The organism is Mesorhizobium sp. SEMIA396 (assembly GCF_024518615.1).
GTDB lineage: Bacteria > Pseudomonadota > Alphaproteobacteria > Rhizobiales > Rhizobiaceae > Mesorhizobium.
In genome coordinates this window covers 317044-329648 of record NZ_JANIFC010000004.1, presented here as the reverse complement: position 1 = coordinate 329648, position 12605 = coordinate 317044, and the positions used below count along the sequence as shown (strand labels likewise).

14 protein-coding genes are annotated in these 12605 nt (G+C 63.5%); 5 read left to right on the top strand and 9 right to left on the bottom strand.

What is annotated here, in order from left to right:
* Nucleotides 1-801, bottom strand: a complete 801-nt coding sequence (locus NP503_RS13570) for a class I fructose-bisphosphate aldolase (protein WP_127266571.1) — start codon at nt 799-801, stop codon at nt 1-3.
* A gap of 162 nt (nt 802-963) precedes the next feature.
* On the opposite strand from NP503_RS13570, the gene NP503_RS13565 reads away from it, so the two are divergent.
* The 3 genes from NP503_RS13565 to NP503_RS13555 all read left to right on the top strand — a co-directional run bounded on the left by NP503_RS13565 (nt 964) and on the right by NP503_RS13555 (nt 4112).
* Entirely contained in the window at nt 964-1725 is a 762-nt protein-coding gene (locus NP503_RS13565) for a DeoR/GlpR family DNA-binding transcription regulator (RefSeq protein WP_127266572.1), read from the top strand.
* A 268-nt stretch (nt 1726-1993) separates the two neighbouring features.
* Nucleotides 1994-3142, top strand: a complete 1149-nt coding sequence (locus NP503_RS13560; protein WP_127266573.1) for a Gfo/Idh/MocA family protein — start codon at nt 1994-1996, stop codon at nt 3140-3142.
* A gap of 10 nt (nt 3143-3152) precedes the next feature.
* Entirely contained in the window at nt 3153-4112 is a 960-nt protein-coding gene (locus NP503_RS13555; protein ID WP_127266574.1) for an alpha/beta hydrolase, read from the top strand.
* On the opposite strand, the gene NP503_RS13550 is transcribed toward NP503_RS13555, so the two are convergent.
* A complete protein-coding gene (locus NP503_RS13550; RefSeq protein WP_127266575.1) occupies nt 4100-5134 on the bottom strand; it encodes a LacI family DNA-binding transcriptional regulator in 1035 nt (344 codons plus the stop codon). The genes NP503_RS13555 and NP503_RS13550 overlap by 13 nt on opposite strands.
* A gap of 410 nt (nt 5135-5544) precedes the next feature.
* Here NP503_RS13550 and rsgA point away from each other — a divergent pair, with 410 nt between their 5' ends.
* Nucleotides 5545-6555, top strand: coding sequence for a ribosome small subunit-dependent GTPase A (gene rsgA, locus NP503_RS13545; RefSeq protein ID WP_164748644.1), 1011 nt, complete (start codon nt 5545-5547; stop codon nt 6553-6555).
* A gap of 21 nt (nt 6556-6576) precedes the next feature.
* On the opposite strand, the gene NP503_RS13540 is transcribed toward rsgA, so the two are convergent.
* Nucleotides 6577-7110, bottom strand: coding sequence for a sterol desaturase family protein (locus NP503_RS13540; RefSeq protein WP_127266577.1), 534 nt, complete (start codon nt 7108-7110; stop codon nt 6577-6579).
* Nucleotides 7111-7283: 173 nt separating this feature from the next.
* Here NP503_RS13540 and NP503_RS13535 point away from each other — a divergent pair, with 173 nt between their 5' ends.
* A complete protein-coding gene (locus NP503_RS13535; RefSeq protein ID WP_127266578.1) occupies nt 7284-7754 on the top strand; it encodes an NUDIX domain-containing protein in 471 nt (156 codons plus the stop codon).
* A 10-nt stretch (nt 7755-7764) separates the two neighbouring features.
* Here NP503_RS13535 and pobA read toward each other — a convergent pair whose 3' ends face one another.
* The 6 genes from pobA to pcaD are packed head-to-tail and all read right to left on the bottom strand — an operon-like array spanning nt 7765 to nt 12577.
* Nucleotides 7765-8937, bottom strand: coding sequence for a 4-hydroxybenzoate 3-monooxygenase (gene pobA, locus NP503_RS13530; protein ID WP_127266579.1), 1173 nt, complete (start codon nt 8935-8937; stop codon nt 7765-7767).
* The gene (locus tag NP503_RS13525) at nt 8937-9989 is read right to left on the bottom strand and encodes a 3-carboxy-cis,cis-muconate cycloisomerase (protein WP_127266580.1); all 1053 of its coding nucleotides are present in this window, start codon (nt 9987-9989) and stop codon (nt 8937-8939) included. The genes pobA and NP503_RS13525 overlap by 1 nt, the downstream gene beginning before the upstream one ends.
* 19 nt (nt 9990-10008) lie before the next feature.
* Nucleotides 10009-10623 carry a protocatechuate 3,4-dioxygenase subunit alpha gene (gene pcaG, locus NP503_RS13520; protein ID WP_127266581.1) on the bottom strand — a complete coding sequence of 205 codons (615 nt, stop codon included), beginning with the start codon at nt 10621-10623 and terminating at the stop codon, nt 10009-10011.
* Complete coding sequence (gene pcaH / locus NP503_RS13515) at nt 10623-11378, bottom strand: protocatechuate 3,4-dioxygenase subunit beta (protein ID WP_127266582.1); 756 nt, start codon at nt 11376-11378, stop codon at nt 10623-10625. Before pcaH ends, pcaG begins: the two co-directional genes overlap by 1 nt.
* Entirely contained in the window at nt 11368-11775 is a 408-nt protein-coding gene (gene pcaC / locus NP503_RS13510; RefSeq protein WP_127266583.1) for a 4-carboxymuconolactone decarboxylase, read from the bottom strand. The genes pcaH and pcaC overlap by 11 nt, the downstream gene beginning before the upstream one ends.
* On the bottom strand, nt 11768-12577 hold the full coding sequence (gene pcaD / locus NP503_RS13505; protein ID WP_127266584.1) for a 3-oxoadipate enol-lactonase: 810 nt from the start codon (nt 12575-12577) through the stop codon (nt 11768-11770). Before pcaD ends, pcaC begins: the two co-directional genes overlap by 8 nt.
* Nucleotides 12578-12605: the final 28 nt, after the last annotated feature.

Genomic DNA, 12605 nt, shown 5'->3' with positions numbered 1-12605 from the left:
TCAGGCACCCGCCTTCGCCAGGGCGTCTTGCGCCGAAAGGCCGTCATGGATGACGCCCCGAAAGGCGATCGCTGCCTTTTCCGGATCGCCGTGCCCCCAGAGATTGCGGCCCACCACGGCACCGCGCGCGCCGGCACGGATGGCGTCCGCCGTCTGCTGAAGGGCGCCGAGCAGCGTGTCGGTCTTCGGACCGCCGGCGATCACAACCGGCACCGGGCAGGTCCGAATAGTCTCTCGGAACGACTCGAAATCGCCCGTGTAACCGATCTTGATCACATCGACGCCGGACTCGTAGCCGATGCGTGCCGCATAGGCGATCTCGTCGGGGGTAAAGACGATTTTTGCCCCGTCGGTGAAATCGCGAGGGTAGATATGCGCCACCACCGGCATGCCGTAACGGGCCGCAGCGTTCACCGAATCGGTCAGCCAGCGTATGTATTTGCCCTCGGTCGCGCCGCGCACCGGAATGGCCACGGCCAACGCATCGGCGCCAGCGCGCACCGCATCCTCGGGCGTTGCAATCAGTTCACTGATGCGATCGTCTGGGGTAAAGCAGCCGGCCTGGATCACCAGGCAAGCCTTGCCCGCGTATTGCGGCCACAGATGGCGCGCGGTGCCGGGCTGGATGCTGACATAGTCGGGTTTGCCTACCATGACGCGTGCAAGGGCGCCCGGCAGATCGGCAAGACCTCCTTTGCGCACGTCGCCATAGCCGACAAAGTGGTCGACCGCGCCGCCAAAAAGATTCCCCGACGGATGTGAGAAGAGGCGCGCCAGGCGCACCTTGGTTCCGAGGCTCATGAGTCCTAAACTCTCCAATCGATTGATTTCAAAATCCTGCACCCAATGTTTGCGAAAGAAAAGACAAATGCAATCTTTCGAAAGCTTTCGAATTCGCATATTTTTGGTAGAGTGAACCGAGGCCAGGGTGATTGCTTGGCGGATGGAGGCAAGGACAGGGCAATGTTGTCAGAGCAGAGACGCCAATCGATCCTGGGTGAAGTGCAACGTAGCGGACAGGTCCGCATCAAGGACCTGTCAGACGATTTTGGCGTATCGGAAGTCACGGTGCGCTCCGACCTCGAGATACTGGACCGTAAGGGACTGCTGACCAAGACCCGCGGAGGCGCGGTGACCCGGACCACGGATTCGACCACGGCCGCGTTCGCCCGGCGGATGCAAACCAACCTCGATGCAAAGAAACGCATCGCCCGGGCAGCGGTAGAACTGTTCGAGGACAACCAATCGGTCATCTTCGACGGCGGCTCGACTTTGATGCAGGTTGCCATGCTGTTACCGCCGCTCAGCAATGTCGTGGTCGCGGCCACGGCGATGAATATCGTGCAGCATCTGATGCATCGGCCCGGGCTCGACGTTCACATGATCGGCGGCCGGGTCTATCCAGACACGGTGAGCACACTGATCACCGATGCCGACACGGCTCTCGGCGGCTTGGTAGCGCATCAGGTCTTTGTTGGAGCGCATGCGATCGACTCGTCGCTGGATGTGGTCGACGTGAACGAAGACATGGCGCGAACGAAGCGAAACCTCGTGCGCATGGCCCGGCGCGTTGTCCTCCTTGCGGATTCGAGCAAATGGGGCGTCAGCGGGACGTCCAAGGCCTTTTCGCTGTCGAGCGTCGATGTCGTGATCACCGACGATAGCCTGTCGGGTCCGATACGCAGCCAGCTTGATAGGACCGGGGCCAAGGTGATCTATGCCTGACCCCGTCGCGGTCCCTGGCTGCGACCGAGTATCCAATGCGCGCATAGCCCACAGGATTCGCATCGGCGGTCGGCCGGTTTTCATGTCTGTCATTTTTCTCCTCCCAAGGCTGGCGGCCTCCCGATATCGCACCAGCATTTTCGCATGTTGTATAAAAATTTTACGCGCGTCAATATTTAAAACGTTGTATAGCCTTTTGCGAAAGCGATCCGCCTAACGGCTGGGCGGAACCGGCAGGCCATGAGCGCATTGGGAGGCAGGATCGAAAATGCACGGGACATCAAAGACCAAACTCGGGATCGGCGTCATCGGATGCGGCAACATCTCGATGACTTACCTGCGCAACGCCGGGCTTTTTGGCGGGATCGAATTGCGCGCCTGTGCCGATATTTCGGCCGACATGGCAGCAGTGCGAGCGAAGGAATATGGTATCCAGGCACTCGGCGTCGACGCGTTGCTGGCCGACCCGGAGATCGATCTTGTCCTCAACCTGACCATTCCGGCGGCGCATTTCGATATTTCGTTTGCCGCGCTTTCGGCCGGCAAGCACGTCTTCACCGAAAAGCCGCTCGCCACCTCGGCCGCCGACGGACAACGCCTGGTCAACGAGGCGCGGTCGCGCGGCCTGCTGCTCGGCTCGGCGCCCGACACGTTCCTCGGTGCTGCCGGGCGCCGTGCGCGCCGGTTGATGGACGAGGGCGCCATCGGCCGTCCGGTGACCGGCACCGCCTTCATGATGGGCCGCGGCATGGAGCACTGGCACCCCAACCCGCAATTCTACTACCAGCCAGGCGGTGGCCCCGTGTTCGACATGGGTCCGTACTATCTGACCATGCTGGTCAATCTGCTCGGCCCGGTCGAGCGCGTCATGGCAATGGCGACACGCGGCCAGGAAGAAAGGCTGATATCAGCCGATGGGCCATTCAAGAACACGACATTCAAGGTCGGCACGCCAACCAACGTTTTGTCGCTGCTTGAATTCCGCTCCGGCGCGACCGTCACCTTCGGCGCCTCGTGGGATGTCTTTCGCCACTCCAACCACCCGATCGAACTGCACGGCACGGAGGGCTCGCTGCGCCTGCCCGACCCCGACACGTTCGGCGGCACGGTGTCGCTGTCGGAGCGCGGCACCGACTGGCAGGATTTCGCCAGCGAGGGCGATCTCTACGGCGCCCGCAACTGGCCTTATGCCGCGCCCGACCGCGCCAATTACCGCATGCTCGGCGTCGCCGATCTGGTGCGCTCGCTTCAAACCGGCAGCACCCCACGGGCCTCCGGCAGCCTCGCGCTGCATGTACTGGAGATCATGGAGGCTATCCTGCGCTCCGGTGAAACACAGGGATCAGTCGCCATCGCGGGCGATGTCGTGCAGCCGGCCCTGCTGACCGAGGAAGAGGCGAGCAGCCTGCTGGCCTGAGGACATGACCATGACGCTCGATCCGGATGCGCTGCGCGTCCTCGAAATTGGTCGTGCAGCCGGCGGCGAGCCATTCGAGACCGGCAGCGTGGCGGCGGCGCGAACTGCCTACAACGCCTCGTTCCCGACGTTACAGGGTGAGCACGAGCCGGTCGCTGCGACCCAGGAACGGCAGATCGACGGGACGAATGGGCCTATAGCGCTCCGCATCCATCGCGGCATCGGCGCACCGCAAAGCGGGGCACCGGCGCTGCTCTACCTGCATGGCGGCGGCTGGGTCATCGGCAACCTCGATTCGCATGACGAGATCTGCCGCCTGATGGCCAATCTCGGCGGCGCCGTCATTGTCTGTCCCGATTATCGCCTGGCGCCAGAGCACAAATTTCCCGCCGGGCTCGAGGATTGCCTGGCGACACTGCGCTTCATAGCGGGGAATGCCGCCGGTCTCGGCATCGACATCAGACGCATCGGCGTTGCCGGCGACAGCGCCGGCGGCAATCTCGCCACGGTGCTGGCGCTGCTTGCCCGCGATGGGCTTGCGCCTCAGCTTGCGGCGCAACTCCTGATCTATCCCAACACCGACGCGCGGCAGGCATCGAATAGCTACCAGCGTTTCGGCGACGGCTTCGGGCTCACCGCAACCACCATGGCATGGTTCCGCGACCACTATGTGCGAACGCCCGAGGACATCATGGACTGGCGCGTCTCGCCCTTGCTGGCGCCTGCCCTCGCCGGCGCGGCGCCGGCTTTTGTGGCGCTTGCCGGCCGCGACATCCTCGCCGACGAAGGGGCAGCCTATGCGGCGCGCCTGCAAGCCGCGGGCGTGCCGGTGATCCTCCGGCAGTGGCCGGGCCAGATCCATGGCTTCGTCTCAATGGGACGCCATATTCCCGCTGCCCGGCAAGCGGTGGCCGAGGCGGTGGCTGCCTGGCGCCACTTCGAGAAGGTCGCTGACGATCAGGCCGACTGACGCATCACCAGGGTGGCGCCGAGCTTGACAGTGCGGGCCAGGCCTTGCTTCGGCGGATCGGCCTCGTCCAGCAGAGCCAGCAGTATCTCGACGCTGCGGCCGGCCATGGCGGTGAAATCCTGCGCCATGGTGGTCAGCGCCGGGCAGGTGTAGCGGCTCAGCGGATGATCGTCGTGTGCTGCAACCCGCAGATCGCAATCGGGTCTGCGGCCGACCTTCAGGCCGCGCGAGAACGCAGCCGCCATCACGCCAAAGGCGAGGCGATCATTGGCGCACAGGATGGTGCGGCCGGGCAAGGCGCCGGCCTGCAGCATTTTTTCCGTCTGCTCGTAGCCGATGCGTTCGAAGTCCCAGGTGTAATCGCGGGTGCCTTCGATGACGACCGGCTTGAACCCGGCGGTCTCCATCGCGACGATGTAGCTTTCCTGGCGTTCGCCGGAGTTGTGGTTGACGTGTGGGATGTCGAGATAGACCGGCGGCTCACCCGAACGGCAGAGATAGTCGACGATGGTCGAGACGCTCTGCCGGTTGTCATTGCCGACGAACGGCGTATCGCCCTCGATATAGGTGTCGAAATAGACAATCGGAATATCCTGCCCGAGCTTGTCGAAGACGCCGCGGTCGGAAGCCAGACCCAGTGGGGCGATGATCGCGCCGGCGACCTTCAGGGACAGCAGCGTCCTGACCGACTCCGCCTCCAGCTTCGGCGAACCATGCGAGGAGATGACGATCGGCCAGTAGCCTTCGTCGCGGCAGCGAAATTCGATGCGGCTGACCATCTCGGCGTAGAACGGATCGGTGATCGTCGGCACGACGATGCCGATGTTGCGGGTGCGCTTGCGGTTGAGATTTCGGGCGAAAAGGTTGGGCTGATAGTCCGAGGAGCGCAGGGCGGCTTCGATGCGCGCCCGCGTCGCCGGCTTCACGCTCGCCGGATCGTCGAAATATTTGGACAGCGTCGGCCGGGACACGCCGCATGCCTGGGCGAAGTCATCCATCGTGCGGTGCGTCTTCTCCGCCATCGATATATTCCTGATCCCCTGCCATGATCGGCCCGCCCCCAGTCATGCGGCCGTTGACCGGATGCGACAATCCTGGATGGAACTTATTCAGTCAATTTTCACAGTTACCAATAGAACCCAGAAATATTGCATGCGTCAAATTATTCGTTAACGTTTCAAAGCTGAGGCGGCTCGCCGCCGTTTTTTCCCGCCAAACGCTTTCGGATAGCGCTGTTTCGTCGACTTGATCGTCAGTTCGACGATCGAGGGCCGCAGAAGCTTGCCGCTCGCTCTCGGCTCCGGGCCTGCTTGCCAAATGCCGCCATGCCGCCCATACAGCTGGGCAATCGCCCACCCCGTCCGCGCCTCACCTGCCAGGGATACTCTCCAATGTCCGCGACGCCGTGGTCAAAGCCGTGACGGACCACTCCATGCCATCGCTTGCCGGCCTGGGCTGGACGGATTTTTTTGGCGACCAGCTCGAACCCGGCGACGCCGATCTTATCCCGACGCGGATCGCCACCGTCCACCGCGATCGCCTGACCGGCCTGTCCCAGGCAGGGCCGGTCGATCTGACACTGCCGGCGCAGGCGAACACCGGTGACTATGCGGTCGGCGACTGGGTACTGGTCGATGGGCATGAACACCTTGTGCAGCGCCGCCTGGTCCGCAAGACGGTGCTGGAGCGCCGCACCCAGGGCGGCAGGGTGCCGCAGCTTGCCGCGGCCAATGTCGACACGCTGTTCATCGTCACCTCGTGCAATGCCGACTTCAATCCCGCCCGGCTCGAGCGTTATCTGGCGCTCGCCAATGAGGCCGGAACGACGCCTGTGATCCTGCTGACCAAGGCCGATACCGCTGAAGACGCCGAGACATATGCAAGGCAGGCTGCCGCGTTGCAGCGTGGATTGCCGGTCGTGACGCTGAACCCCCGGACATCGGATGCGGCAACCATCCTGGCTGCCTGGTGCGGTGTCGGCCAGACGGTGGCGCTGATCGGCTCCTCCGGCGTCGGCAAATCGACGCTGGTCAACACGCTGGCCGGATCGGGGCAGCAATCGCCGCAGCAGACCGGAGGCATTCGCGAGCACGATGCCAAGGGACGCCACACCACCACGTCGCGATCGCTGCACGCCATTGCCGGCGGCGGCTGGGTGATCGATACGCCGGGCATGCGGACTTTGCAGGTCAGTGACGTCGCCTCCGGCATCGACACGCTGTTTGCCGAAATCACCGAACTCGCGCCACTGTGCAAGTTCCGCGACTGCACGCATGTGCATGAGCCGGGCTGCGCTGTGCAGGCTGCCTTGAAGGCCGGAACGCTCGATCCGGAGCGCCTTGCCCGCTGGCGAAAACTGTCCGACGAAAACCAGAACAACACGCCGGCTCAGAGCGGACCCCGCGGAGCCAAGTCTCCCGGCGGTCGCGGCAAGAGGCGTTGAACGGCCGAGGCTGAACTGGCTTCAGAGCCGCGCCGTCCCGAAAACGCGATCCCAGAACGCCGACGTCACACCGAAATTGGCCGCTTCGTCGATGTGGTGATGGACCGCGTGGCGACGCTTGAGCGTGTAGAGATAGCTCGGATGCGCGGGATGCCAGTGATGGATCATGTGGTGGATGCTGATGTACCAGAGGTACCCCAGCATCAACCCGCAGCTTACCGCGCTCGCGGTTGCTAAATCCGAGATCATCCATACCGGCAGGAACGCGACCAGCGCATGCACCCCGAGGCTGAGCCAGGTCGGCGTGCCCACCGAACTGCGCTCCTCGACATGGTGACGGTCGTGCAGGTCCTTGATGTAGGGAATGTGGTGAAGAACGAACCTGTGCAGCACATACTCGATCAGCGTCCAGAGGCCGAGACAGGCGAGGACCGTGCCTATCCAGCCCGGCGCACCCTCTTCGCCGGCCTCGAGCAGCCCAGCCACTGCCAGCACGGCGATTACCAGCGGATACACGACGAAGTCGCTGTAGTAGCCAATAAGACCGAGTTGCATCGTCACCTAGCCTTCGAGCCGCCAAATAGGCGATGGTATCAGATTGCCGGACTCGCGGGTGAGGTGCAATGCAGCCGCGCCTGACATAGCGTCGCAATCCCCTGGTGCAAGGTTCGCGTCAACGATTCAAGGACCATCGGCAGGCTGCCAGCTTCGCAAACGGACATACAAAAATGGCAAAACGCAGTGCGGGATTGCTGATCTATCGCCGCAGCGACGACGATCTCAGGGTGTTGCTGGTTCACCCGGGCGGACCCTTCTGGGCGAAGAAGGACGATGGTGCCTGGTCGATACCGAAGGGCCTCGTCGGCGAGGACGAGGATGAGTTGACGGCAGCGCAACGCGAGACCGAGGAAGAGCTTGGCGTCAAGGTCGATGGATACTTCACTCGTCTCGGCGACTACAGGCAACCGGGCGGCAAGATCGTCTCGGCCTGGTCCGTCGAGGCGACCATCGACATCGATGTGACCTCCATCAAGAGCAACAGCTTCACCATGGAATGGCCGCCAAGGTCGGGATCCCTGAAGGAGTTCCCGGAGGTCGACAGAGCGGGCTGGTTCACCTTGCCCGAGGCCGAGGTGAAAATCCTCAAGGGGCAGCGCCCGATGCTTTTGGATCTTGCCAGGCAGCAAGGCGCGGGATGATCCGCAGCCCTCAATAAGGCAGGCCGACATAGTTCTCGGCGAGCGCGGTCGATGCGGCGCGCGAGTGCATGAGGTAGTCGAGTTCGGCCTCCTGGATGCGTTGGCCGAAATCGCCGGTGTCGGGAAAACGGTGCAGCATCGTCGTCATCCACCAGGAAAAGCGCACCGCCTTCCAGACCCGTGCCAGCGCCTTGCCGGAATAGGCATCGATGCCATCATGTGACTTCTCGACGTAGAAGTCGCGCAAACCTGCGAAGAGATAGCGCACGTCGCTGGCGGCGAGGTTGAGCCCTTTCGCCCCGGTCGGCGGTACGATATGGGCGGCGTCGCCAACCAGGAACATCCTGCCGAAGCGCATTGGCTCGGCAACGAAGGAGCGCAGCGGCGCGATCGATTTCTCGAAGGATGGGCCGGTGACGACATTTGCCGCCGTCTGCTCCGGCAAGCGGCGGCGCAACTCGTCCCAGAAGCGCTCATCCGACCACGCCTCCACGCGATCGTCCTGCGGGCACTGCACATAGTAGCGGCTGCGATGCGTCGAGCGCATCGAGCACAGCGCAAAACCCCGCTCGTGATTGGCGTAGACCAGTTCGCGGTCGGCTGGCGGCACCTCGGCCAGCACGCCGAGCCAGCCGAACGGATACTGCCGCTCGAAGATTTTTAGGGTACGCTCGGGCACCGATTTGCGGCTGACGCCATGATAACCGTCGCAGCCGGCAACGAAGTCGCAGTCGATGCGATGCGTGACGCCATCCTTGTCATAGGTGGCGAAAGGCGCGGTGCCGTCGAAATCGTGCAGAGCGACATTTGCCGCCTCGTAGATCGTGGTCAGCCCTGCCGCGTCGCGCTTGTCCATCAAATCGTGCATGACCTCGGTCTGGCCATAGACGGTGACATGCCTGCCGCCGGTCAGCGCCTCGAGGTCGATGCGATGCAAGCGTCCGTCGAAGGCGAGCGAGATGCCAGTATGCGGCAGCCCTTCGGCATGCAGCCTTGCCGCCGCGCCGGCCTGTTCCAGCAATTCGACGGTGCCCTGTTCGAGCACCCCTGCCCGCACGCGGCCAAGCACGCGCTCGCGGCTCGCACGTTCAAGAATGACCGTCTCGACGCCGATGCCGGCCAGCAGTTGCCCAAGCAGCAACCCGGACGGCCCGGACCCGATGACGACGATTTGCGTGCGCATCAGTGGCCGAGACTTTCGACCTGTGCGGCCAGTTCGGCGGCAAGGCGCAGCGACGCTGCCGTTGCGACGACCATTTGCGGCAGCAATAGCCACTCCAGCGTCCATGCAGCACCCGACCGCTCCTGCTCATGCACGAGCGCGTGATGCAGGCCGGCAAGCTGCGTGGCGTTGAAGCGGGCAAGCGCCACCAGCGCTTCGGCCTTCACCGGGTTCTGCTTGTGAGGCATGGTAGACGAGCCGCCACCGCCGGAAAGTTTGATCTCGGTTCCATCTTGCGCCATCAGAGCGATGTCCTGGCCGAATTTGCCGAGGCTGCCGGTCAGCAGCGATAACCAACCGGCAAAATCAGCGAGCGCGTCGCGCTGGTTCTGCCATTGCGGTGCGTCGCCAAGACCAAGCCTGACGGCCAGGGCTGCGCGCACCGCTTTCCCTTTGTCGCCTAGTTTTTCCAGTGTGCCGGCGGCACCGCCGAACTGCACCACCAGCAGGCATCTCGACTGTTCCGGCAGCTTTTCCTGGTGCCGTTGCAGCGGCCCCTGCCACGCTGCCACACGATCATGCACTTTGATCTGAATCGCCTTCTGCATACGCGTCATGCCGGTCAGCGCCCTGCCGCCAAAACGCTCTTCGAGCGAGGCGAGGCGCATGACGGTTTCGGTCAACAGCAGATCGAGATGCTCGACGACGGGTTTCAGCCGAAGCATCAGGCCCGTGTCGACGACGTCTTGGCTGGTCGCGCCGAAATGCACTTTCTGGCCATGCGGTTCGCCGACCGCCGCCCTGATCTGGCGCACCAACTCCGGCACCATGACGCCGTCTTTGGCGACCCCGGCTCGCAGCAGAGCCGTGTTCGGCCGGAACGTGCCAAGCGCCGCCACGATCGCTGCCTCGGCATCTTTGGAGATTATCCCGTTATCGGCCTCCGCTTGCGACAGCGCCTGTTCAAAGGCCAACATGGCCTCGATTTCCGCCTCGACGGAAAAATGCCTCGCCGCTTCTTCGTCGCCGAGAAGAGCGGAGAGCAGCGGATGGTCGAAAGGCGATACAGTCATGTCACAGGCCTCCTGAGCATCAGCTGTCGAAGAAGACCGTTTCCTTCTCCCCCTGGAGATGGACGTCGAAGACATACATATCGCCTTGGCGCTCGGCGATCAGCGTCGGCACGCGAAGGCGGTGCTCGACCCGCGCAAAGATCGGATCTTCAGCATTGGCCTTTTCCTCATCGGAAAAATACAGTCTTGTGTGCAGGCCGAGATTGATGCCGCGGGCGACGATCCAGAGCGTGATATGCGGCGCCATCAGGCGACCATCGTTGAACGGGACGCGGCCAGGCTTGATCGTCTCGAACGCACACAGGCCGGTGTCCATGTCGGTCGGGCAACGGCCCCAGCCGAAGAAGTTGGGATCGGCCGTGCCGCGCGGTTCTGCCGGCGAATTGTAGAGCCCGTCGGCATCCGCCTGCCAGATCTCGATCAGCGCATCCTTGAGCGGCGTGCCGGTGCCGTCGAGCACCCGGATGCGCAGGCCGATGCGCTCGCCCTTGGTCTTGTCGTTGACCATGGTCGCGCCGAGGTCGGTCGGGTAGACGCCGCCGATGCCACCGAAATTGGGCGTCAGCCCGATATGAACGTAGGGTCCGGCGGTCTGCGAGGGGCTCTCCCTGAGCCGGTCGAGCGACTGGGCCATCAATTGCCCTCCAGCCTGTTTTCGAACCGCGACGCGCGGCGCCCGCGCAGAACGATGTCGAACTTGTAGGCGCGCGCGTCGAAGGGGATCGTCGCTTGCATGTCGAGCGTTGCGATCAGCGTCTCAATGGCCGCCTTGTCGGGGATGCCGCGCACGATCGGGCAGCGCCAGATCAGCGGATCGCCCTCGAAATACATTTGCGTGATCAGCCGCTGCGCAAAGCCGTGGCCAAAGACAGAGAAATGGATGTGCGAAGGCCGCCAGTCGTTCGGCCCGTTCGGCCAGGGATAGGGACCGGGCTTGACGGTACGAAACGCATAGAAGCCATCCTCGCCTGTAATAGTTCGGCCACAACCGCCAAAATTCGGATCGAGTGGCGCCAGATAGCCATCCCTCTTATGGCGATAGCGGCCACCGGCATTGGCCTGCCAGAACTCAAGCAGCGCGCCGGGCACGCCAACGCCGCGTTCGTCGAGCACCCGCCCATAGACGAGGATGCGCTCACCGAGCGCGCTCTCGCCGGGCCTGGCGAAATTGTGGATCAGGTCGGCGTCGAGTTCGCCGAGCATGGCGTGACCGAAGACCGGGCCTGCAATCTCCGATAGCGTGTTGTCGAACGACAGCGGCGCCTTTTGCGGTGAGCGCAGCACCGAGGTTTTATAGTTCGGCGTCAGAGCCGGCGGATGCCATGTCCGGTCGCGCTGGAAGAAGGCGCCGGTCTCGGGCCTCCGGGTCGAGCCGGACTCAGCGGGCATTCTGGCTCTCGTCCATTTCCGAAAACACCTCCTTGGCGATCTTGAAGGCACGGTTGGCGGCCGGCACGCCGGCATAGATGGCGACATGCAGGAACGCCTCGCAGATGTCGTCGCGCGACGCACCGGTGTTGGCGGTGGCGCGCACATGCATGGCGACCTCCTCATCATGGCCGAGTGCGGCCAGCAGCGCCAGCGTGACGATCGAACGCTCACGCTTGGTGAAGCCCGGCCGCGCCCACACGGTTCCCCAGGCAGCCTCGGTGATCAGCTCCTGGAAAGGCTGGTCGAAATCGGTGGCGGCGATTTCGGCCCGGTCGACATGCCGGTCGCCGAGTACCGAGCGCCGCACCGCAAGCCCCTTGCGATATCTGGCTGCGTCGCCGGGGGCTTCATCCATGGGTTGCTGTCCCAGGGGCAAGCGACGCGATAAAACTGCGGATCAGGGCGACCAGCGCTTCAGGTTGTTCGACGCAAGGAATGTGTCCGGCGTCGCGGATGATCTCGAAGCGCGCGGCGGGGATCAGCTCGGCCAGCGAGCGGACGAGATCGGGCGGCGTCGAGCCATCCTGGTCGCCCCCGACACAGAGTGTCGGCACCGCGATGCGGCGTGCGGCATCGGTGAAATCGGCATCGCGAACGGCAGCGCAGGTCCCGATGTAACCGGCGAGCGCTTGCCTGGTCATCATGTTCCTATAGCCGTCGAGCTCGGCCACACGCGCTGCGTGGAAGGCGGGGGTGAACCACATTTTGAGCACGCCATCGGCAATCGCCTGGATGCCCTTGCTTTCGACCGTTGCGATGCGTGTGTTCCAGCTGTCCGTCGTGCCGATCTTGTGCGCCGTGTCGCAAAGGATCAGGCCTTCGACGATTTCAGGTCGCCTGGCATAGAGCCCCTGCGCGATCATGCCGCCGACCGACAGGCCGCACAGCACGACTTTGCTCAATTCGAAATGATCGATGAGGGCCGAGAGATCATCGACATGATCGTCGATCGACCTGATGTCGCCGATGTCGGACAGCCCGTGACCGCGCTTGTCATAGACCAGCAGCGGCATTTCACCATCGAGCGCCGAGACAATTTCGTCCCAGATCCGGAAGTCGGTGCCCAGTGAATTGATGAATATGATAGGGCGCGCATTGCCGCTCGCCTTGATGTGGCGATGGTGCAGCGTGATGCCGCCGATGGTGAGGAATGGCACGGTTTCGGTCCTCCGCCCCCACATTGCA

Excerpts from the sequence above, each read along its gene's own strand:
- NP503_RS13570 (WP_127266571.1), bottom strand. The coding sequence starts at position 801 with ATGAGCCTCGGAACCAAGGTGCGCCTGGCGCGCCTCTTCTCACATCCG.
- NP503_RS13565 (WP_127266572.1), top strand. The coding sequence starts at position 964 with ATGTTGTCAGAGCAGAGACGCCAATCGATCCTGGGTGAAGTGCAACGT.
- NP503_RS13560 (WP_127266573.1), top strand. The coding sequence starts at position 1,994 with ATGCACGGGACATCAAAGACCAAACTCGGGATCGGCGTCATCGGATGC.
- NP503_RS13555 (WP_127266574.1), top strand. The coding sequence starts at position 3,153 with ATGACGCTCGATCCGGATGCGCTGCGCGTCCTCGAAATTGGTCGTGCA.
- NP503_RS13550 (WP_127266575.1), bottom strand. The coding sequence starts at position 5,134 with ATGGCGGAGAAGACGCACCGCACGATGGATGACTTCGCCCAGGCATGC.
- rsgA (WP_164748644.1), top strand. The coding sequence starts at position 5,545 with ATGCCATCGCTTGCCGGCCTGGGCTGGACGGATTTTTTTGGCGACCAG.
- NP503_RS13540 (WP_127266577.1), bottom strand. The coding sequence starts at position 7,110 with ATGCAACTCGGTCTTATTGGCTACTACAGCGACTTCGTCGTGTATCCG.
- NP503_RS13535 (WP_127266578.1), top strand. The coding sequence starts at position 7,284 with ATGGCAAAACGCAGTGCGGGATTGCTGATCTATCGCCGCAGCGACGAC.
- pobA (WP_127266579.1), bottom strand. The coding sequence starts at position 8,937 with ATGCGCACGCAAATCGTCGTCATCGGGTCCGGGCCGTCCGGGTTGCTG.
- NP503_RS13525 (WP_127266580.1), bottom strand. The coding sequence starts at position 9,989 with ATGACTGTATCGCCTTTCGACCATCCGCTGCTCTCCGCTCTTCTCGGC.
- pcaG (WP_127266581.1), bottom strand. The coding sequence starts at position 10,623 with ATGGCCCAGTCGCTCGACCGGCTCAGGGAGAGCCCCTCGCAGACCGCC.
- pcaH (WP_127266582.1), bottom strand. The coding sequence starts at position 11,378 with ATGCCCGCTGAGTCCGGCTCGACCCGGAGGCCCGAGACCGGCGCCTTC.
- pcaC (WP_127266583.1), bottom strand. The coding sequence starts at position 11,775 with ATGGATGAAGCCCCCGGCGACGCAGCCAGATATCGCAAGGGGCTTGCG.